This is a genomic window from Neisseria zoodegmatis, assembly GCF_900187305.1.
GTDB lineage: Bacteria > Pseudomonadota > Gammaproteobacteria > Burkholderiales > Neisseriaceae > Neisseria > Neisseria zoodegmatis.
This window is the reverse complement of record NZ_LT906434.1, coordinates 450,726-471,995: the sequence shown is the minus strand read 5'-3', so window position 1 is coordinate 471,995 and position 21,270 is coordinate 450,726. Positions and strand designations below refer to the sequence as shown.

The following is a 21,270-nucleotide window of genomic DNA, read 5'->3' as shown; positions in this document are numbered from 1 at the left end:
TGTTTCTCCTTAAATTTGCGCCTTGTTATTGGCCGGTTTCTGTTCCGTAACGCCATTTGGCTGCTTCTTGATCGTTTTTTTGGGATTGCTCTTCGCTCATGTGAACCACTTGGTTGCGCTTGCAAAACTCTTCAAAACAAGACTGGGGCATGATGAGTTCGACAAACAGCGAGGGGTCGTTGATGGCAAAATCAAACTCAACAAAACGCGCATCCGGCTCGCTGCGAACGCGGATGTATTTCACAAAATTCGATGGTGCGGCAGAAGGAGTGTGCATATCGTGCCTTTCTTTTCCGACAGCTTTTTAGAAAACGCATATCTTTTCATATAGCACACACCGTGCCAAAACATGATTAAAAATATAATTTATTGATTTTTATCAAATAAAAAAATTAAACCTAATAAGAAACAGAAACGGCACCCTTTAATTTTTTATCATTTGATAAAATCGCACCAAACAGATGTGATCAAATGATGAAATTTTTAAACAACTTGATTTTTAAGAAAATATTAAAGAGAATGAGATTATCTTGAGAAACTGCCCGTTCGGGCGTCCGGCAGATTTTTTTAATGATAAAAGCGATAAATGGCAAACAGGCTTAAAAACTTAAGTAACGTTTACTTTTTTCACAATAAACATTAATGTTTTTATATGTAAATTAAATGTAAATGGCAAAAACCATATTGCACAAACTGACGGCAACTTGTTAAGTTAACTAAACATTTATCAATAAATGACACATAAGGAATATGAATTATTCGCAAAATATTAGCAAAAAACCGAACCTTGAAACGCCCGAAAAAAAATCATAACAAAATCGGAAAATATATTAATAAAAACATAATCCGCAAGGCACCGCTACTAATGAGGAACGCTATGAGGAATAAGGAACAGAACCTACCCGGCCAAGATCTTATCGACGCCATCAAATTCGATGTGGACAACGGAAAAATCTGGTTTTACGAGCAGAGGATGCTGTTAAGCCATGCCTACGCTTTGTGGCTGTTCCGTGAGGATTTGGTCGAATCTCTCGGTTTGGAAAGTGCCAAACGCTTTTTTATGCGTTACGGTTATTATGCGGGTGTGCAAGATGCGGAAATTGCCAAAAAAATCCGCCCCGGCAGCAGCCTGCGCGAAGCGTTTTTGGCAGGCCCGCAACTGCACAGCATACGCGGCATGGTAAAAGTTACGCCGGTGGAATTGGAACTTTGCGCCGAAAAGGGGCGGTTTTACGGAGTATTCCAATGGGAAGGTTCGTTTGAAGTGGCTTACCACAAAAAGAAATACGGCATCAGCAAAGAGCCGGTTTGCTGGGCTTTGCTGGGCTATGCCAGCGGTTATTCGAGCTACTTTATGGGGATTCCGATTGCGTTCAAAGAAACCCAATGCGAATCGATGGGGCACGCATGCTGCCTGATTACCGGCAAGCCGATGAGCGAATGGGAAGACACAACCGATTTGGAGCGTTCCATGCTGCCCGACCCTGTGTCTGAAGAGCTTTTCGGCCTGCGTCACGAACTCGATATGCTCAAAAACCGCAAACTCAACGATTTGCTCAAAGAAGGCAATTATTTCGATGTGATCGGCGAATCAACTGCATTCCGCCAAGTCTGCCATATGCTGCGTAAAGCGGCGCAGAGCAAGGTAACGGTTTTGCTCGAAGGTGAAACCGGCGTCGGCAAAGAAGCTTTCGCCAAAGGGCTGCATGTGGCCAGCAACCGCAGCGGACAACCGTTTGTTGCCGTCAACTGCGCGTGCATTCCTCCCGATTTGATCGAATCGGAGCTGTTCGGCGTCGAACGCGGCGCATTTACCGGCGCAGGCCAGAGCAAGCCCGGAAAATTCGAACGGGCCGACAAAGGCACGATTTTTCTCGACGAAGTGGTGGAGCTTTCACCCAGAGCGCAGGCGGCCTTGCTGCGTGTTTTGCAGGAAGGCGAGCTGGAGCGCGTAGGCGGCACGCAAGTGCGTAAAATCGATGTCAGGGTGGTTGCCGCTACCAACGAAACGCTGGCCGACGCAGTCGCCGCCGGCAAGTTCCGTGCCGACCTCTACTACCGCCTGAACACGTTTCCCGTGTATATCCCGCCCTTGCGCGAAAGGCATCAAGATATTCCGCTGCTGATCAAATACTTTCTCGAAAAATACAGTGCCGAGCATCAAAAACGCATTTTGGGCATCAGCGACCAAGGGCGCGAACTGCTGCTGCAACACCAATGGCCTGGCAACATCCGCGAGCTGGAAAACGTCATCGAACGCGGCGTTATCCTTACCGAACACAATCACGTTATCGAAGCACAAAACCTGTTTCCCAATTTCAAACCCGTATCCGGCAACTTTGGTATTTCAGACGGCACCTTGTCCGCTCCTGCGGCTGCGGCACCGCAAGGCGGCCGCCATGCCTATATACAGCAATTGCTCGAGCAGGGGTTCGATTTGGAACAATGGATTGCCGACATTCTTCGGGAAGCCGTCGTACAAAGCAAAGGCAACATCTCCGAAGCCTCCCGAAAACTGAATATCAGCCGGGCAACGCTGGCTTACCAGCTGAAAAAATACAATCTGCCTGTCAAATAAACTGAAACCTTTGTAAAAGCCCTGTCTGCATCTTTTTCTTTGCCGCGGCCGTCTGAAAAATGTTTTCAGACGGCCTCATAATCAATCAGCATCAATCAGCTTAAAAATAGTACACCCGTCATAGTCGGGCCAAACCCGAGCAGGACACTTTGGTTATTAAAGTTAGGTTGGCCGGCCGAGACCTTTGCAAAACCCCCAGATGCGGATGCAGTTCAAGGCGTAGCAGCACAGCGAGTGCAGACATATCATATAGATAGGCAAACGAGCGAGCAGCGCACAACGCAGAAATGCGCCGCAGATGGGGGTTTTGCAAAGGTCTCCGGCTGTATATTATGCAGGGCGGGCATCCCTGCCTGCCGGCACGCCAAGCAAGCGGTTTCACCATAGCGTATAATCCCCGCTTCCACCCCATTCAAGAGCATTCGACCATGCCCGATCTGTCGGCTTTTCAAAACGACCCTGTTATGCAGCGCATCCGTGCCGCACAGCCCGTATGTTGGCACAATCCGCACACCGCCCCGTTTGCCGAAGCTTTAAGCGACGTAGGGCTTACCCGCAGCGACGTTGATGATGCCGCCGCACGCTTACAGCGGTTCGCACCTTATATCCGCCAAGCCTTTCCCGAAACCGCCGCTTCAGACGGCATCATCGAAAGCCCCCTGTACCGCGCAGCCTCTTTACAGCAGGCGGCAGGTTATTCAGACGGCCTGCTGTATATCAAAGCCGACAACGAACTGCCCGTATCCGGCTCAATCAAAGCACGCGGCGGCATTTACGAAGTGCTGCAACACGCCGAACAACTGGCACTCACGCACGGCCTGATCGACACCGCCGGCCATTACACCCAGCTCGGCTCACCGGCGGCACGCAAACTGTTTGCACGCCATACCGTTGCCGTCGGCTCTACCGGCAATCTCGGCCTTTCCATCGGCATCATGGCCGCCAAACTCGGCTTTTGCGCCGCCGTACACATGTCGGCAGATGCCCGGCAATGGAAAAAAGACAAACTGCGCGCCGCAGGCGTTGAAGTGTTCGAATACACCGGCGATTACGACCAAGCCGTAGCCGCAGGGCGCAAACAGGCCGAAACCGACCCCTTGTGCTATTTTGTTGACGATGAAAACTCACGCCACCTCTTTCTCGGTTACGCCGTAGCCGCAGGCCGTCTGAAAAAACAGTTTGAACAGGCCGGCATCACCATCAACCGCGAACGCCCCCTATATGTTTATCTGCCGTGCGGCGTAGGCGGCGGCCCCGGCGGCGTAGCATTCGGCCTGAAGCTCGCATTCGGCGACAACGTACACTGCATATTCGCCGAGCCCGTGCAGTCTCCCTGCATGTTACTGGGCGTGTACACCGGCCTGCACGAGCGCATCAGCGTACAAGACATCGGCTTAAACAACCGCACCGCCGCCGACGGCTTGGCCGTAGGCCGTCCTTCCGGCTTCGTCGGCCGCGCCATGCAACGCTCGCTAAACGCCTTTTATACGGTAGAAGACAGCGAACTCTTCCGCTGGCTGCGCCTTGTTCATGAAACCGAAGGGCTGAAACTCGAACCTTCCGCCTGCGCCGGTTTCGCCGGATTGCGCCATTTCCGCCACCCCGATGCCGTACATCTCGTATGGGCAACCGGCGGCAACATGGTTCCCGAAGAAATATTTGCCGAATATCTCGCACAAGATTAAAGAGATAACATACAATCCGAAACTTTCGCACCGCCCGCAACAAGCCCGTCGAAGCTCAAAGTATGCCGCCGTTCAATCGGCAAAGCGGTTTGATAATCCATCCGCAGATGCAAAACAAAAGCACAACACGCTTGAACACCTGCGAAAACAACGTAAAACAACTTAACTAACCATTCCCCCAACATCAGGCCGTCTGAAAACCTTTCAGACGGCCTGCACACCGAAACCACCCAAACAACATGACCGGATTCTTTACCCTGTTTAAAAAAGAAGTCTTACGCTTCTGGAAAGTGGGCCTGCAAACCGTTGCCGCTCCCATGCTCACCGCCCTGCTCTACCAAATGATATTCTCCCATGCCGTCGGCAGGCATATCGAAGCCCTGCCCGATGTTACCTACAACGCCTTCCTGATTCCCGGGCTGGCCATGATGAGCATGACCCAAAACGCCTTTGCCAACGCCTCCAGCAGCCTGATCCAATCACGGCTCACCGGCAACCTCGTCTTTATTCTGCTGCCGCCGCTGCCCGTTTCCGCCTTTTTTTCCGCCTACGTCGGCGCCGCCGTCTTGCGCGGCCTGCTCGTCGGCATCGGCGTCATCGCCGTTACCGCCCCCTTCGGCCTGCCCATGCCGCATAACATCTTATGGATCGCCGCTTTCGCCCTGCTCGGCTGCGCCATCATGGGCATGCTCGGGCTGCTGGCAGGCATCGTCGCCGAAAAATTCGACCAACTCGCCATGTTTCAAAACTTTCTCATCATGCCGCTCACGTTCCTTTCCGGCGTGTTCTACTCCATCAACAGCCTGCCCGAATTTTGGCGCAACGTAAGCCACCTCAACCCCGTGTTCTACATGATAGACGGCTTCCGCTACGGCTTTTTCGGCGTCAGCGACACCTCGCCTTGGCTGTCGGCCGCCGTAGTCGGCAGCGTCTCATTAGGCTTGGCAATATTCGTACTCGCCGTTTTAAAATCGGGCTGGAAGCTGCGCAGTTGAACTTACCCAATCAATTTATTGCTTTTCTAAAGCCGACACAGGTTTGATCCCATTCGAGGCCGTCTGAAACTTTCAGACGGCCTTTTGTCATACCCATATTGGGCAAAGATAGCCATTCTGCTATATTGCCAAAGCATACATATTCAATCCCGATACTTTGAATACAGTTTTGGAACGCCCGCGATGACCCCGACCCAATCCTACCGTCTCACCCTCTCCCGCTTCAGCCCCTCCCTCTCCGTCGTCTCCTTCACCGCCACCGAAGCACTCAACACAGCCTACCGTCTCGACATCGAACTCACCTCAGTCGATGCCGACCTGCCGCTGTCGTCGTATATTAATCAAGCGGCCAAGTTTACGGTGACGCCGGTAAGCTCTGATGTGTTGGGGTTGATTGAGGGAATGATCGCCCCCCAAGCGCTGAAGGAATGGAGCGGCATCATCACTTCGTGCGAGAAGCTGTCGGTATCGGCGGACGAGACCCGTTACCGCATGGTATTGGAACCCCGCATCGCCGCATTGAAGCACCACCGCACTTCGCGTCTGTTTCAAAACCAAAACGTGCCCGACATTATTTCGTCGCTGTTGAAACACCACGGCTTCTCCGGCGTCGATTTCCGTTTCAATACCTCACGCGAATACGGTGTACGCGAGTATGTGACCCAGTATCAGGAATCCGACTTTGCCTTTCTCAACCGGCTGTGCGAAGAAGAAGGGATTTGGTATGCCTTCGAGCAGAATGCCCAATATGGCGATGTGGCGGTATTCGGTGACGATGCCGCCCATTATTTTCGCAGCCACACTTCCCCCTATCCCTACCGCCCCCACGGCGGGTTGGAGAGCGTTGGCGAGGAAGCGGTGTTTGCCTTACAGGTGAAGCACAATCCCATTCTCGAATCCATCCGCGTCGGCGACTACAACTACCGCGATGCCGATACCGACTTATCGTCCGCAGTAACGGCGAAGGGTACGGAAACCGACAGCAGCGTCTTACTCGGCAGCGACAGCCATTGGGGTTTGCATCAAAAAACACCCGAAGAAGCCCAACTTCAGACGGCCTTACTGCAACAGCTCGACCACAGCCGCCGTATCGTCGCTTCCGGCAGCGGCAACATCACCGCGCTTCGCCCCGGTCTGGTGTTTCAGACGGCCCCGAGCTTCAGCGAAGCACCCAACGGCTGGTTGGCGGTATCGCTCACCCACAGCGGCAGCCGCGACCAAGCATACAGCCATACTTTCACCGCCATTCCCGCCGACAGCATCTTCCGCCCCGAACGCATCACCCCGTTGCCGAAGATCCAAGGCAGCCTTCCCGCCAGAGTCACCAGCCCCGGCAACTACACCTACGCCTATATCGACAATATGGGCCGTTACCGCGTCAAACTGCCGTTCGACCTTGATGAATGGAGTCCGGGCGGAGAAAGCCGTCCCATCCGCTTAGCCAAGCCCTATGCCGGCCCCGACTACGGCCAACACTTCCCGCTGCACGAAGGCACCGAAGTAATGCTGTCGTTCGTACAGGGCAATCCCGACAGGCCCTACATCAGCGGAGTGATGCACGACAGTTCCCACCCCGACCACGTGCCTGCCGATTGGAACACCCGTAACGTCATCCGCACTTGGGCGAATAATAAGCTGCGCATGGAAGACAAACAGGGGCAGGAACACATCAAACTGGCGACCGAATACGGCAAAACCCAACTCAACCTCGGCCATATCGTCGACGGCCAAAGACAGAAACGCGGCGACAACGGCGAAGGCTTCGAGCTGCGTACCGATAGTTGGGGCTCATTACGGGCGGGGAAAGGTTTGTTTATCAGTGCCGATGCCCAAAATCAGGCGGCAGGACAGGTATTGGATATGGATGCCGCCATCGCCCAAATGGAACAGGCACTCAGTTTGGCTAAAAGCCTTAACAAAGCCGCCCATACCGCCAAAAACGAAGCCACCGAAGCCGAAGAACAGGCAGGCCGTCTGAACGACAGCCTCAAACAGCTGCAACGCTCCGGCATCATCCAATCCGCCCCCGACGGCATCGCCACCGCCACCTCGCAAAGCCAACTGCACACCGCCGGCCAACACATCCACCACATCAGCGGCGACGACACCGACATCAGCACCGGCAGCAATTTCACCGCCCATGCAGTCGGAAGCGTCAACCTGTTTGCCCAAAGCAGCGGCGCGAAGTTACAGGCGAATCAGGGCAAAGTGGAGATTCAGGCACAAAACGATGAAATGCAGATTAATGCGCTGAAAGATGCCACCATCACCAGTAGTGCCGGCAAAGTAACCGTGGCGGCAAAAGACGAAATCCTGCTGACCAGCGGCGGGGCGTACATCAAGATTAAGGATGGCAAAATTGAACTGGGCTGTCCGAAGATGGTGTGGGTGAAGTGTGCGGGGTTTCAGGTGATGGGGCCAAAGGAAATAGAATTTGATTTTTTTTCTATTCAAAATTTTCCAATATATGAAGCAAAGTTACTCGTTAAAAATAGCGAAACAGGGGAACCTATAAAACAGCGAAAATGTGTAGTCACATTTTCATCGGGAGAAAAACAAATGTTATCAACTAATAAGGAGGGTTTTTTGCATTTAAAATCCCCACAAGAAGATATAGCATCAATACATGTCGTCTTCAAAGCTCCTAAGAGATCATTAAGAATTGATGAGGTATAAAATGGCAGACAAAAATACCAACCTTACTTTAGTCCATAACAATAATATACAAGCTGTAGAAATAACATTAAACGACAGGGCAGCAACTCGACAAGCGATCATTAATTATTTAGAAAAAAATTTACCTGTTATATCCGATAATAAATTTTTAGAGCGGTCAGAATGGAAGGCAAGAGCTGCTAAATCAGGATTGGTGGATGAATGGGATTACAGTTCAATAGTAATCCATCATCAAGGAAATTCACCTCAACATGGATGTTCTGCAATATACGGGGCTTTACCAGAAGTTCAAAACAAGCATATGGATAAAGATAAATACTCAGATATTGGCTATCATTATGCAGTTGGTTGTTCGGGAATTGTTGCAGAAGGTCGCGATATAAGATTTAAGGGATCTCATGTCAAAAATAATAATTCAAAAAAAATAGGTATTCTTTTGCTGGGAGATTTTTCTAAACCAGGAGAGGCTAAGCTTTCCCTTAAAGATCCTAGTACATGGGCTGATCAATTAGACTATTTTTATTATATGAGACAACTTCCTGACTCTCAATTAGCTGCTTTAAGAGTTTTGATACGATGTTTAATGAGCTTCTTTAAAATTAAAGAATTAGGCGGCCATAAAGAATTTGCTTTACCAGGAGATGTAAGAACATGTCCAGGTAGTATTGCAATGGAAAAAATAGCTGAATTGCGAAAAGAATTTGGCCTGAAAAAGCCTTGAGAGAAGAATGTATGAAAAAAATATTTACTTTTCTTTTTTTATTATTTTACTTATTTATAGGGATTGTTCACAGAGTAGGAGAGTTTGATTATTCTTATATGTTTTTTCTAAAAAAACCATGGTCATTTAAAATCTTTTATTATGACCACATAGGAGAGAGAGAGATTAGCGATGTACCTAAAGAGGAATTAAAAAAATATTTATCATATTGTAATGCTAATATTTTCAGACAATTCCCATGTACTTTAGAAATGCAGGAAGAAGCTAAAAAGTCCTTAATTGGTAAATAAAATCAAAACTTAGAAAAACGGTATGGTATATAACTGATTATATTTAATTCTGAAGAGACTTAGGCACTAGAAAATCAGAATATTTACACTTTTATATTGAATAACAAGTATATCAAACAACAAGCAGATATTATTTCCCATTACTACTTAGTCAAATATCATTCTGCTTCAGAGGCACTAGAAATATTGAAATCCTCTTTATTCAATCAACAAGCCAAAAGAGAATCTGTTCTAGGGGCATTTCTCCGAAACCCTAAAGATAAAATTCTCAAGTCTACCAATTGGGGGGGATATTATCGTCCAAGAGGAATCAAGAAATGAGCAATCAATACCTAATAATATCTGAAAGGTAGATTTGCAATATGAAATTGTTTTTTATAATTTTTTCGTATTTACTTTCAACTAATACCCAAGCTTTTTCAAAAAATCCCTTTCCTGACGGGAAAGTTGGAATAAAAGTAATTAATAGCACACCTTGCTTATATATTAGTAAAAACCAGCTGAATGGTTGGTATGTCATAATGGTATCAAGTAATGACGAAAAAGGTAATCTTCACTCATAGCACTATAAGAATTCTTTTGAAAAGCATTACCCCACAGAAAATCAATGCGTTCTGTTAAATACTTCTAATTTTCAAAATTTAAAGCTGAGGGAAAGCACCCCTTACTTTATCGAATTAATTCCAAGCGGGAGTGAATATGACCAGTTTGCTCCACCCCCTAATTTTGACGGATTTTCAAGTCGAATTTGTTTAAAGCGCGATCAAGAAAAACATCTTCAAATTCAAGATTATATTTACGGGAAATGCATGGATAGAGAGGCTGACACTCAGAAAGCCCCTACTACCTCAGCCAATACGGTTTCAGACGGCTGGTTAGACCGATTGCTTAATTGGTTTAAGGAGCTTTGGTAAAATAAAAGATAAAAGCCGGTCTGAAAAATTTCAGACCTGCTTTTTATTTGTGTCATTCAGTGGAGGCGTGACGAATTAGAAACCGTTTAACTGTAAGTATCGCAACCGGTTTACTGAATATCAAACAACTTCCCCTGAGCCAAAAGCATTTTTACGGGTGCGAAGTCTTGCCTGTGTTCGGGTAGTGCGCCGAATTTTTCCAAGGCTGCGAGATGTGCGGCTGTGCCGTAGCCTTTGTGTTTGTCGAAACCGTATTGCGGGTAACGCTCGGCCAGGGCATACATTTCGGCATCGCGGGCGGTTTTGGCCAATACGGATGCGGCGGATATTTCGATGGTTTTGCTGTCGCCCTTGACCACTGCTTCGGCGGCGACCTTGAGATTTTCGGGAATGCGGTTGCCGTCTATCCAAACTTTTTGCGGTTTGACAGCCAAGCCTTGCACTGCGCGGGTCATGGCGAGCATGGTGGCGTGCAGGATGTTCAGCTCGGCGATTTCGGCTACGTTTGCCGATGCCACGCACCATGCTATGGCTTGTTCTTTAATCTGTATGGCTAGGGCGTCGCGCTTTTTTTCGGTGAGTTTTTTGGAATCGGTCAAACCGGGGAGATTGTGGTCGGGCGGGAGGATAACGGCGGCGGCAAACACGCTGCCGACCAGCGGCCCGCGCCCGGCTTCGTCGACTCCGGCAGTCAGAAAAACATCATTCATTTGTTCAGGATCCTTTTTCAGGTTTTCAGACGGCCTCATTTCAACCTCTTCTTACGGGTTATCGAAACGCCGGCACACTTCCAACACAGCCTCTCCGTATTTTTCGATTTTTTCTGCGTCCACGCCGTGTATGCCGCTCAATTCTGCCAGCGTTTGCGGCTGTTTGGCGGCGATAGCGCGCAGGGTGATTTTGCTGAAGACGGTGTGCTCGGGTTCGCCTTCGGTTTCGGCGGTGGCGGCGCACCACTGCATCAGGGCGCGCATCAGGCGGCGTTTGTGTTGGGCTTCGTTGCTGAGGCCGTCTGAAAAGGGTTTGCAGACGGCCAATATGCTGCTGCCGAATTTGCCGATGCGTACTGCGCCCAAGCCGTAGATGCCGTTTAGGTCTGCGGCTTCTTCGGGGGTGTTGCGGACTAAATCGAGCAAGCTGTCGTCGGGGCAGACGGTGTGCGGGGTAACGCCTTCTGCCTGTGCGGTACGGCTGCGCCATGTGTTCAAGGCTTGCCAAAGCCGGCGGTCGCGTTCGGTTTCGAGGCCGTCTGAAACGGTATCGGGCAAGGCGGATGGGTGTTCAGACGGCCTGCCGTGTTCTGTAAAGGCTTGGCACACTTCGATGATTTCGTTGCCGAAGCTGTTGATTTTGGCTTCGCCCAAGCCGTAGATGTCGTGCAGTTCGGCAGGGGTGGCGGGCAGTTTTTCAACAATGTCGCGCAGGGTTTTGTCGCCGAAAATCACATAAGCGGGCACTTCTTCGGCCTGTGCGCGTTTGAGCCGCCAAGCGCGCAATGCTTGCCAGATGCGTTCTTCTCGCTCGGTGCGCAGCCATTCTTCTTTGGGTTTTTGGGTGGCGGCTTTGTCGCGTTTGAGCGGGCGCAGCCATACGGGTGTGCCGCCTTTGAGCACGGTTTTGGCGGCGGTGGTGAGTTGCAGGGCTTGGTGCATCAGGGGGTTGACGGTGAGATAGCCGGAACTGATGCATTGGCGGATAACGGCACGCCATTCTTTGTCGGAAAGGTTGTCGCCGATGCCGAAGGTGGATAATTCGTGATGGCGGTTGCGGGCAATCCAATCGTCGCTTTTGCCGCGCAATACGTTAATCACATAACCTGCGGCGAACTGTTGGCCGACGCGGTACACGCAGCTGAGCAGTTTCTGCACCGGCACGGTGCCGTCGAAGCGCACGGGCGGGTGCAGGCAGTTGTCGCAATGGCCGCAGGGTTGGGAATCTTCGCCGAAGTGTTTGAGCAGCAGTACGCGGCGGCAGTCGGCGGTTTCGCATACCGACAACATGGCATCGAGTTTTTGCAGTTCGATTTGTTTTTGCATGTCGTCGCTGTTGCCGGTTTGGATGCGTTCGCGCAGCAGCACCCAGTCGTTAAGGCCGTAGCACAGCCAGCTTGCGGCAGGCAGGCCGTCGCGCCCCGCCCTGCCTGATTCTTGGTAGAAATGTTCGACGCTTTGCGGCATGTCGAGATGGGCGACAAAACGCACGTCGGGTTTGTCGATGCCCATGCCGAAAGCGACGGTGGCGACGACGATAACGTTGTCTTCACGGGTAAAACGCCGCTGGTTGGCCTCGCGCACGTCCATGCTCAAACCGGCGTGGTAGGGAATGGCATCCAAGCCGTGTTCGCATAAAAAGGCTGCGGTGTCTTCCACTTTTTTGCGGCTCAGGCAATACACGATACCGCTTTGCCCTGCCATCTGTTTCACAATAAAATCAAGCAGTTGTTTTTTACCGTTGTTTTTTTCAATTACTTGGTAGTAGATATTCGGGCGGTCGAAGCTGGCCACGAACTCGGCCGCATCTTCCAAGCACAGGTAATGTTTGATGTCGGCGCGGGTGGCGGCATCGGCGGTGGCGGTAAGTGCGATGCGGGGAACGTGCGGATAGCGGTCGGCCAGCAGGCCGAGCTGTTGGTATTCGGGGCGGAAGTCGTGCCCCCATTGGCTCACGCAATGGGCTTCGTCGATGGCAAACAGGCTGATGGTGTGTTGGTCGAGAAAGCGCAGGAAACGCTCGCCAACCAAGCGTTCGGGGGCGACGTAAAGCAGTTTCAGACGGCCTGACTGGATATCGTCGGCAATTTGCCGCGCTTCGTCGGGGGTGGTGCCGCTGTGTACGCAGGCCGCCGCCACACCCGCCGTGTGCAGCGCGGCCACTTGGTCGTTCATCAGGGCGATCAGCGGCGACACCACCACCGCCACGCCTTCGCGCATCAGGGCGGGAATTTGGTAACACAACGATTTGCCGCCGCCGGTGGGCATCAACACCAGCAGGCTGTTGCCGCCCGCCAATGTATCCACAATCTCGGCCTGACTGCCGCGGAATTCGGGATAGCCGAAAACGTCGTGCAGAATTTGGGCGGCGGTGGCATGTTGCATTTGGCGGGTTCCGTAAGGGGCGTGTAGATGAAAGAGACTGCCCCCCGCGCGGCGATGATGGCGGGGATCGGGTTTAGGGCGGTATTTTAGCCTTTTTCACTTAAGGCCGTCTGAAAAAAACAAGAATATCTCAAAGAAAAATGCCGTCTGAAATTTCAGACGGCATCTGCCGAAGCATACGGTTTACACGACTTGGAAGCTGGTGTGATCTATTACCAAATCCTTATCCAACGTGGCAAAGTGAATGGCATCGGCATTGCCCTTGCCGTCTTTATCGTAAGTGAGATAGCCAGTATCTTTATGATATTTCACATATTGATCCCATTCATCCATGGTATTGGTGCTCAAGCTGTCGAAGATGGTGGCTTTCAGCTCGATAATGTCTTGGCCTGCCGTAAAATCGGTGATGGTATCGACGCTGCCGTCTAAAGCGGTGTCGAACACGAATGTATCTCTGCCGTCGCCGCCGGTAAGCGTGTCGCTGCCTGCTCCGCCGATAATGCGGTCGTTACCGGGCATACCATTGAGCGTGTTGTCGGCACCGTTACCCATGATGGTGTTGTTGCCTTCATTGCCTTGGCCTGTGATGGCGGTAGTACCGATCAAGGTCAGATGCTCCAAATGGTTGCCCAAGGTATAGTCTATGCTGCTGAACACATGGTCTTCACCTTGATTCTCGTGTTCGGTGACTACATCGCCCGCATCATCAACCATATAGGTATCATTGCCCGTACCGCCGTTCAACTTGTCGGCTCCGGTTCCGCCGTCGAGGTAATCGTCGCCCTCGCCGCCGTTTAAGGTGTCGTCACCTGCACCGCCGTAAATATTGTTGGCGGCTTTGTTGCCGGTGAGCACGTCTTTATGTGCCGAACCGATTAGGTTTTCAATCTGTGTTCCGAACCCGATAAACGCTTGGCCTTCGGTATAGGTGTTGAGCGTCACTTTATCGCCTGCTTTAGGGCCGCCTATATTGTCTTTTTCCTTCAAATCGAAATACTTGCGCATATCGTATTCGGTTCTGTCTTTCACACCGAAGGTTTTTTCGCGGCTGTCGCCCACATAAATCCATGATCCCGGCGTCAGGTTAACGTTAACACCCTGTTTTTCCTCGGAAGCATCAAACGTATCGACACCGCCGGCATCCCAGATATAGCGGTCTCCGTCACGACTGTACATGTTGTAGTTTTTAAACGTGTAAATGTCGTTGCCCGTGCGCGTATTCTGGTTGGGGCCGTAAGCGTATTGCAGGTAAGCCAAGTCGTAAGGACGCAGCTGGCCTCGGTCTAAGAAAATACCGTTGTTGGCATAGGCGTTATACGACATGTTGGAAAACTCTATGCTTTCTTCTTTGCCATAATCGCCGGTAAAGCCGTTTGACGTATGCGTCATGCCCAAGGTGTGGGTAATTTCGTGCAACGCCGTGTATTTCAAGAAAGCTTTGCCCCAACCTGCGTAATGGTGGCGGCTGTTCCAAGCAACCAAGCCGCCGTTGTAGGCAATGGCGGATGCTCCGTCAAAACCGTTGGTCAAGTTGCCCATGAAATAGTTGGTGTTGGCCTCGTTTTTATTGCTGACCTCGACAAACTGGATATTGGCTACTTCGCTGATTTCCTTATAGGCTTCACGCACGATGTCTTGCAGCTCGGTCGAATAAGTCGACATAGACGAGCGGTCGATATAGCGGTTGTAGTTTTCAGACAACTCGCTGATTTCATTCAAATTCATAAAGTGATATTTAATCACAGCCGGTTTGCCGTGTTCGCCGCCAAACGGGATGTTGTAGCTGCGCCCGCCCAAACTTCCTATCTTTTCAATGAAATACGGGAAATTATATTCTTCCGACGTGTGGTCGCTCTTGATGGTGCCATTGTTCAAACGCTGGTGCGCGTTGACAAATCCGCTGTCAACCTGCTTCAAAGACGCGTAGTGCTCGACATCGCTCACCGTTACCGCTTTGCCCGACAAATCCTTCGTATGCAGCACGGCTTTTACGGCATGATCGCTGTCCGCTGCCAAGTCGTGCGCGGATATTTGTGCCGTGAAGGTTTGGTTATCGCCTACTTTCGCGGTGTACACTTTGCCACCCACTTCGAGGCTGACATCGTCTCCGGCTTTGGCTGTGCCGCCGACTGTACCGCTGACATTGATCATGCGTTCGCCGACAGTCTCTGCTACGACATATGTGCCGTCTGAATTTTTTTGAATATCCGTACCGGTAAATTCAACGTCTTTAATGAGCACAGGGGTGTTTTTGTCTATTGCTCGAATTCTGTAAGAACCATCGTCCCACTTGATAGACTCATACAACTGCGGATCGGCCTCTACACCTATCTTCAGTTCCTGCCCTTTCAAGGCAGCCAGCTCGGCAGTAGGAATATTCAGGAAGAAGCTGCGGTCACTCTTCACACCGGCTTTGTATGCTTTATCGCCAATCTCTACGGTGATTTGGCGCATACGTTCGCTGTTCATGCCTTGGGCAAACTTGCCCTCTAATTCAATCTTGCCGTAGATGCGGGTATTCGCTTCGGTTTGGGAAACATCCAAGCTGAAATCGGTGTCAATCTGATTAAGGTCGATTTTGGCAGCGGCGACATCGTCCACACCGTAGCTGCGGGCGGCTTTGGCCGAGGTTGCTGCTTCGCCTGCGATTCGGGCAAAAACGGTATAGCCTGGGTTATTCAACAATTTGCCGGCATCAACGGTTGTGCTGAATGTTAAATCCTGCTGTATTGCTACTTTCAGCTTTTCATTACCTATCGTCAGCTCTACCATTTTTCCAGGCGCAACTTTGATTCCTGAAACGCTGCCGGAAATTTTAATTTCTTTACCGGCTTTAGCTTCAGTTACATTGATCAAGTCGTCACCGGTAATGGTATCCAACTTGATTTGGATATCCCCTTGCTTCACGCTATATCCGCGGCTGGCTTGTGCGGTGCCGACGTTACCCGCAGCATCCGTTGTAGTCATGGCAGCCCGCACTACCGGTTTGTCTGCGCCGGTAAATTCAGCAGCCTCTACAGCAAGACTGAATTCGCCTGCGTTATCAATCGACAGCTTATGCTCTTTATTATTAATAGTCAGAGTAACGGTATCTTGGTCTTTAAACTCGCCCTCGACTTTACCCGAAACAGTAACCTTGTCGCTCGATCCTGCATTGACCACATCATCTGCACCAATCGCATTCAACACAATGCTCGGCTTAGGCAGAGAGGTATCAACCTCAAATGTTTTTTCAGCAGAATGTGAAGCAGTATTGCCGTATTTATCCGCCACACTCACATGCACATCTACTTTTTTCAGACGGCCTTCTTCTTCTTTAGCAAGAGTGGTTGCGGGTACATTTAAAGTCCATTGTTTACCTGAAACATCGGCAGTATAGGTAACGCCGCCGATTTCAACGGTAACGCTCACCGTATCCGCCACAACCGTGCCGCCTAGGGTCAACGAGCCTTTGATGCTCACTTTTTCGGAAAGATGCGCGGCATTAATGGGGTTATTCTCATTGATACTATCCACCGTCACAGACACGCTGGGCGGTGTGGTTTGCTGTACGTAAGCTTCCGTGCTTTCCGCCACAGGCGTGCTGCGGCCTGCCATATCTTTCAACATACCTTGAGCACTAACCGAAGTATTGGCTTTCAGCTCATCTGTGGGCACGGCTACGCTGAACACCGAGCCGGTAAGGGTAGCCGGATACTCTTTGTCGCCAACGCGCACGGTTACCGATTGGGCTTCATCTCCCTCGCCGATTTTGGTTACTTTACCGGTAATGGTCACGGTAGGTTGCGTCAACTCTTCTTGGTTGAGTACACCGTCACCGCCCACTTTGTCGAAAACGATTTCGCCTTGCGGTGGTGTCTTATCTACCCGGAAATCACGTGATGCGGTGGCTTTACCGTCGCCTCTGTTACCCGCTTGGTCGATACGATCCACGCTCACACTCATTCCATACTTACCGTCGTTGCGGCCGGGAATGATGCGCTCTATTTCAACTTCTGCGCTGTATCTGCCGTCTTCTTGCACGGTGGCGGTGTAGGTATTTTTACCTATCTTGATCGTAACTATCTCGCCCGTTTTTCCATCGTTGACTTTACCGCTGATAACAACGGTAGGCCGGGCAATCTCATCGGCATCAAACACATTGTCGCCGGTAATGCCGTCGATTGTGATGCTGGTATTGTTAGCTAAATCAAAACGGTAAGACTGGGAAGAAAAGATTAACGGCTCATCGGGATTCTTAATGAACGCGCTTAATGTGCCGGAGACTTCTTTAATATTGTGTTTAAATCCCAAAAACGACAAAGGTACTGACGTACTGAAACGGCCGTCTGAAACTGCTACCTGAATGGTGCCGCTGCTTGTTGCCAGATTTACAGAAACGCCGTCGGCAATATTTTCAACCCTGCCGGACACAGTAATATTGCCGTCTCTGGCTTCCTCTTGGTTGATGATATTGTCTTCGGCAATAGGATCGAGATGAATAACAGGTGTCGCTTTGCCTACCGTATAGCTTCGGCTGGCCTCTGCTGCGGCCCGGTTGCCCGCCGCATCGGCAACAGTAGCCGATGCACGCACTTCGGTTGCCGCCGCCAGCACGGCAATCGGTATTGCAGCGGTAAAGATGTTGCCGCTTACTTGGGCAGAATAGGCCGTTCCGTTGACGGATACAGACAAGCTTTCGATACGTTCGCCTTCTTGCAAGCCGGAAATTGTGCCGGAAACACTATAAGGATCGGCTGCTTTCCGCTCTTCAGGGCTTAATACGTTATCTTCGCCGCCAATCGGATTAATCGACAAGGTAACTGACGGCGCTTCCAAGTCGGTGCTGTAGCGTTGGGTAGTTTCTGCCGTTGCCGTATTGCCCGCATCATCTTGTGAGCTGACTTTGGCTTTAATCAGGTTGTAGCCTTCTTTTTTCAGCGTTTCTCCCGAAAAATCAACCGAAAACGCGCCATTGCGTACTTTGGCTAAAATATCGATCCATTTCACGCTGCCGCAGCTTTCGCAACCGCAAGATACGATCACATCTTCTCCGTCGGCCACATCGCTTACTTGGCCGCTGACGGTAACTTTGTTTTTCGATTCGGCAAGATTGAGTATGTTGTCGCCTGCCACACTGTTTAAACTGATTTTAGGCGAATATTCGGTGTCCACGCGGTATTCGCGCTCTGCCGTGCCGGTTGCACTGTTTGCGGCATCGTCTCGGGTTGTCACTTCGGCAGAAATACGGCCGTGGTTAACCAGAGTTTTGGTATCTACGGGCATCGAGAAAGCGCCGTCTTTGACCGTACCGCGATATTGGGCTTCGCCGACTTTCAACACAATTTCATCACCGTTTTGCGCATGGACAACCCTACCGGTAACGGTAATCGAAGCCGCTTGTGATTCCACCAGATTGATGATGTCGTCTTGCGCCACCGCATCAATTTCGATAACGGGTGTCGTGATTTGGGTATCGATAGTGTAGGTTTGCTCGACGGTGTGGGTATGAGCGTTGCCTTCTGCGTCCTGCGCGGTCACGGCAATGGCGATTTTCTGCTCGCCCTGCAAACCGGCCAAAGCGTTACTGTCTAATTTCAGATGCCAAGTATCACCGCTGATTTCCGCGGCATACACTTTCCCGCCCACCTTGACCGATACGGCAGGCGCAATCAATCCGGCATCCATATTCAGACGGCCTGATAACACCAAACCCTGTTCAGGCTTGATGGAATCGGCATTGATAACGTTGTTTTCCCCCATCGGATTCAAGGTAATCTCAGGCTTGAGCGGAGGGGTTTGCTCGGTATTTTCTTGACGGTCAGGATTGGCTGTATTGTCTTGATTGGCGGTATCTTGCTTGTCTTCAGGTTTAGTTGGTGGAGTAGGCTCAGCATTATCCTGACGGTCGGGATTGGCCGTATCTTGTTTACCTACCGGTTGTTCGGGCAGATTTTTATCTGAATTTTCCTGCGGTTTGCTGTTGTCGTTTTTCTTGTCGGAACCGCCGCTGCTTGCCGCGGCAATACCTGCTACCGCCGCGCCCGCTACTGCGGCAGCCGTCCATAACTGCGCACCGGTTGTCCAGCCGGTAATACCTACTTCTTCGGCCACTGAGGCAGAAATCCGAGCCAGTGATGCTTCATCGGCGGCGGTTGCAAATGTCGAGCCGGTATCGTTTAAGTAGCGGCTGTTTTCTATCGGGAAGTTTAAGCGGTAATCTTTCAACACCAAATCGGGCGATTCGTCTTGAACACCGTCCAAAAACACCCACAAATCATTTTCCACCCATTGCATTAGCGGATTGGCTACTGCCTCTCCTGCCGAATCCAGCACGAGATAGAGCGTATCCGGCTCTGCCTGCACAACGGCAGCTGCGCCTTCCTCCAAAAACAATGCTTCAGTTTGTCCGTTACGGGTAATGTTGAGAGTATAAGATTTCATAAGTTTTCCGGTTCGCAAGTGCAATAAATGCTTATAGTTAAAAAATGTAGGCGCTCAATCTCATTCAGATCTTGACGGTTGTTCAATATAAAGTCCGGCAACATACTGTAAGGCAAATAAGCTTCGCCCGATATGTTAATAACAAAGTCCATTATAGATTAAAGCATCAGATATTGTGATATTCGGTATTATTTTTTAAACAAACGGCATAAACTGATATAAAATAACAACAGTTACAATCATTTTATCAATTTTCAGACGGCCAAACTGTCCTTTACAGCCCAAGAGCCTGTTACTTAGCCATTCACCACTACCGACCTGATAACATCGTATCAATATAGTGTTGATACGCTTATTTGATTATAATCACTCAGTTTTCTTACCTTCACGATCCGTTGCGGTTTCAGTATTTGATTGAGGTTCACAGCGTATTGGAATAATATTAACTACTGAAAGCACACCAAACACAATACACACACAAGGGCAGACCACGGAGAACCACTATGGCTCACTCATCCAAACATGCATCCATGAATATCAGCCTCATACAGGCGCGCGAAGCACTGATGACCCAATTCCGCCCCATTCTGCACAACGTCGGCCTCACCGATCAGCAATGGCGCATCATCCGTTTGCTGGCAGAAAACGGTACTTTGGATTTCCAAGATTTGGCCAATCAAGCGTGCATCTTGCGCCCGAGCCTGACCGGCATTCTGACGCGTCTCGAAAAAGCCGGATTGCTGGTGCGCCTGAAACCCTCCAACGACCACCGCCGCGTCTATCTGAAATTAACCAGCGAAGGCGAAGCGCTTTACGAATCGCTCGGCGAAGAAGTCGACAAATGCTACGACCGCATCGAAACCGTTTTCTCAAAAGAAAAAATGATGCAGCTGCAAACCCTGCTCAGCGAACTTTCCAACATCGGCAAAATGCTCAAATAACCACACACACGACATGACCGAGAACATTCCGGACCACGCACTCCAACCTTTTTTCCGTGATGCCATGGCCTCGTGCGCAGCCGGCGTTCACGTGATCACCACAGACGGCGGCGCGGGTCGCTACGGCATTACCATGACGGCGGTTACCCCGGTTACCGACGCTCCGCCCACCGTGATGATCTGTATCAACAGCCGCTCTGCCATCATTCCCATTCTTCAGGCCAACGAACATTTGTGCATCAACGTATTGTCGGCCGCCCAGCAAGATGTGGCCGAACATTTCGCCGGCATTACCAAACTCTCGCCTGAAGAGCGCTTCGAATACCATATCTGGCACCGCGGCCAAACCGGCCAACTGGAAGTGGAAGGCGCACTTGCCCATCTCCACGGCAAGATTACCGCCCAACACGATATCGGCACGCATCATGTTTTTTATGTGCTGATCGACGAAATCAAAGTGCACGACACCAACGAGCCTGCGCTGGTGTACTTCCGCCGCCATTTCAACCAACTGCCGTAGCCAAGCAACTTCAGTTTGACTGTTGCACCTTGCCCCACAATCAGAAAGGCACTGCCAACGCAACATGAGGCTTTTACGAAACATAAGCCGTTTCATAAAAGCCTCAAGCACAATTCTCACAACTTAATTTGCCGCTAGCCCAACCACATTTTCAGACGGCATCACAGATCAATAAAAAGCACGTTCGGCGCATTGCCCGTATGCAAACCTTAACGTTTTTTATCTTTGGGATTTCGAGTTAGAATAAATACTCATCAGGGTTTCCAGCCCTTTCCGCCATTCTTGGCATTTTTCCCGTTCGAATCCAAAACCGCCTTTTTTTGATATTTTACTGGACATTTAGCAGCAAGTTAGTAACAATATCCGTATATCTTTTTCCGTAACCGCCTATAAACACAGGCGCAGTATTCCCTCTGCTGTGCAGCATGAAGA

13 protein-coding genes are annotated in these 21,270 nt (G+C 50.4%); 8 read left to right on the top strand and 5 right to left on the bottom strand.

Annotated elements, in window-relative coordinates:
* Positions 1 to 25: 25 nt before the first annotated feature.
* A complete protein-coding gene (locus CKV66_RS02230) occupies positions 26 to 277 on the bottom strand; it encodes a phenol hydroxylase subunit (protein WP_054600015.1) in 252 nt (83 codons plus the stop codon).
* Between the two features lie 600 nt (positions 278 to 877).
* On the opposite strand from CKV66_RS02230, the gene CKV66_RS02225 reads away from it, so the two are divergent.
* Both CKV66_RS02225 and CKV66_RS02215 read left to right on the top strand, forming a co-directional pair.
* Positions 878 to 2,578: a sigma-54-dependent Fis family transcriptional regulator gene (locus tag CKV66_RS02225; protein ID WP_085363676.1), complete on the top strand. Its 1,701-nt coding sequence runs from the start codon at positions 878 to 880 to the stop codon at positions 2,576 to 2,578.
* Positions 2,579 to 2,910: 332 nt separating this feature from the next.
* A complete protein-coding gene (locus tag CKV66_RS02215; RefSeq protein ID WP_269457265.1) occupies positions 2,911 to 4,263 on the top strand; it encodes a D-serine ammonia-lyase in 1,353 nt (450 codons plus the stop codon).
* On the opposite strand, the gene CKV66_RS12095 is transcribed toward CKV66_RS02215, so the two are convergent.
* Positions 4,260 to 4,448, bottom strand: a complete 189-nt coding sequence (locus CKV66_RS12095; RefSeq protein WP_143773802.1) for a hypothetical protein — start codon at positions 4,446 to 4,448, stop codon at positions 4,260 to 4,262. The genes CKV66_RS02215 and CKV66_RS12095 overlap by 4 nt on opposite strands.
* Positions 4,449 to 4,502: 54 nt before the next feature.
* On the opposite strand from CKV66_RS12095, the gene CKV66_RS02210 reads away from it, so the two are divergent.
* The 4 genes from CKV66_RS02210 to CKV66_RS02195 all read left to right on the top strand — a co-directional run bounded on the left by CKV66_RS02210 (position 4,503) and on the right by CKV66_RS02195 (position 8,945).
* Entirely contained in the window at positions 4,503 to 5,258 is a 756-nt protein-coding gene (locus tag CKV66_RS02210; protein WP_085363674.1) for an ABC transporter permease, read from the top strand.
* A 183-nt stretch (positions 5,259 to 5,441) separates the two neighbouring features.
* Entirely contained in the window at positions 5,442 to 7,934 is a 2,493-nt protein-coding gene (locus CKV66_RS02205) for a type VI secretion system Vgr family protein (RefSeq protein ID WP_095197821.1), read from the top strand.
* A 1-nt stretch (position 7,935) separates the two neighbouring features.
* Positions 7,936 to 8,655, top strand: a complete 720-nt coding sequence (locus tag CKV66_RS02200) for an N-acetylmuramoyl-L-alanine amidase (protein ID WP_157739140.1) — start codon at positions 7,936 to 7,938, stop codon at positions 8,653 to 8,655.
* Between the two features lie 11 nt (positions 8,656 to 8,666).
* The gene (locus CKV66_RS02195) at positions 8,667 to 8,945 is read left to right on the top strand and encodes a hypothetical protein (protein ID WP_085364556.1); all 279 of its coding nucleotides are present in this window, start codon (positions 8,667 to 8,669) and stop codon (positions 8,943 to 8,945) included.
* Between the two features lie 1,024 nt (positions 8,946 to 9,969).
* Here the strand turns inward: CKV66_RS02195 and rnhB are convergent.
* The 3 genes from rnhB to CKV66_RS02180 all read right to left on the bottom strand — a co-directional run bounded on the left by rnhB (position 9,970) and on the right by CKV66_RS02180 (position 19,377).
* Entirely contained in the window at positions 9,970 to 10,569 is a 600-nt protein-coding gene (gene rnhB / locus CKV66_RS02190) for a ribonuclease HII (RefSeq protein WP_085363978.1), read from the bottom strand.
* 51 nt (positions 10,570 to 10,620) lie between these two features.
* Entirely contained in the window at positions 10,621 to 12,954 is a 2,334-nt protein-coding gene (gene recQ, locus CKV66_RS02185) for a DNA helicase RecQ (protein ID WP_085363977.1), read from the bottom strand.
* 183 nt (positions 12,955 to 13,137) lie between these two features.
* The gene (locus CKV66_RS02180) at positions 13,138 to 19,377 is read right to left on the bottom strand and encodes an Ig-like domain-containing protein (RefSeq protein WP_085363976.1); all 6,240 of its coding nucleotides are present in this window, start codon (positions 19,375 to 19,377) and stop codon (positions 13,138 to 13,140) included.
* Positions 19,378 to 19,880: 503 nt separating this feature from the next.
* Here CKV66_RS02180 and hpaR point away from each other — a divergent pair.
* Both hpaR and hpaC read left to right on the top strand, forming a co-directional pair.
* Complete coding sequence (gene hpaR, locus CKV66_RS02175) at positions 19,881 to 20,318, top strand: homoprotocatechuate degradation operon regulator HpaR (RefSeq protein WP_085363975.1); 438 nt, start codon at positions 19,881 to 19,883, stop codon at positions 20,316 to 20,318.
* Between the two features lie 13 nt (positions 20,319 to 20,331).
* The gene (gene hpaC, locus CKV66_RS02170) at positions 20,332 to 20,838 is read left to right on the top strand and encodes a 4-hydroxyphenylacetate 3-monooxygenase, reductase component (RefSeq protein WP_085363974.1); all 507 of its coding nucleotides are present in this window, start codon (positions 20,332 to 20,334) and stop codon (positions 20,836 to 20,838) included.
* Positions 20,839 to 21,270 lie beyond the last annotated feature (432 nt).

Excerpts from the sequence above, each read along its gene's own strand:
- CKV66_RS02230 (WP_054600015.1), bottom strand. The coding sequence starts at position 277 with ATGCACACTCCTTCTGCCGCACCATCGAATTTTGTGAAATACATCCGC.
- CKV66_RS02225 (WP_085363676.1), top strand. The coding sequence starts at position 878 with ATGAGGAATAAGGAACAGAACCTACCCGGCCAAGATCTTATCGACGCC.
- CKV66_RS02215 (WP_269457265.1), top strand. The coding sequence starts at position 2,911 with ATGCAGGGCGGGCATCCCTGCCTGCCGGCACGCCAAGCAAGCGGTTTC.
- CKV66_RS12095 (WP_143773802.1), bottom strand. The coding sequence starts at position 4,448 with ATGTTGGGGGAATGGTTAGTTAAGTTGTTTTACGTTGTTTTCGCAGGT.
- CKV66_RS02210 (WP_085363674.1), top strand. The coding sequence starts at position 4,503 with ATGACCGGATTCTTTACCCTGTTTAAAAAAGAAGTCTTACGCTTCTGG.
- CKV66_RS02205 (WP_095197821.1), top strand. The coding sequence starts at position 5,442 with ATGACCCCGACCCAATCCTACCGTCTCACCCTCTCCCGCTTCAGCCCC.
- CKV66_RS02200 (WP_157739140.1), top strand. The coding sequence starts at position 7,936 with ATGGCAGACAAAAATACCAACCTTACTTTAGTCCATAACAATAATATA.
- CKV66_RS02195 (WP_085364556.1), top strand. The coding sequence starts at position 8,667 with ATGAAAAAAATATTTACTTTTCTTTTTTTATTATTTTACTTATTTATA.
- rnhB (WP_085363978.1), bottom strand. The coding sequence starts at position 10,569 with ATGAATGATGTTTTTCTGACTGCCGGAGTCGACGAAGCCGGGCGCGGG.
- recQ (WP_085363977.1), bottom strand. The coding sequence starts at position 12,954 with ATGCAACATGCCACCGCCGCCCAAATTCTGCACGACGTTTTCGGCTAT.
- CKV66_RS02180 (WP_085363976.1), bottom strand. The coding sequence starts at position 19,377 with ATGAAATCTTATACTCTCAACATTACCCGTAACGGACAAACTGAAGCA.
- hpaR (WP_085363975.1), top strand. The coding sequence starts at position 19,881 with ATGGCTCACTCATCCAAACATGCATCCATGAATATCAGCCTCATACAG.
- hpaC (WP_085363974.1), top strand. The coding sequence starts at position 20,332 with ATGACCGAGAACATTCCGGACCACGCACTCCAACCTTTTTTCCGTGAT.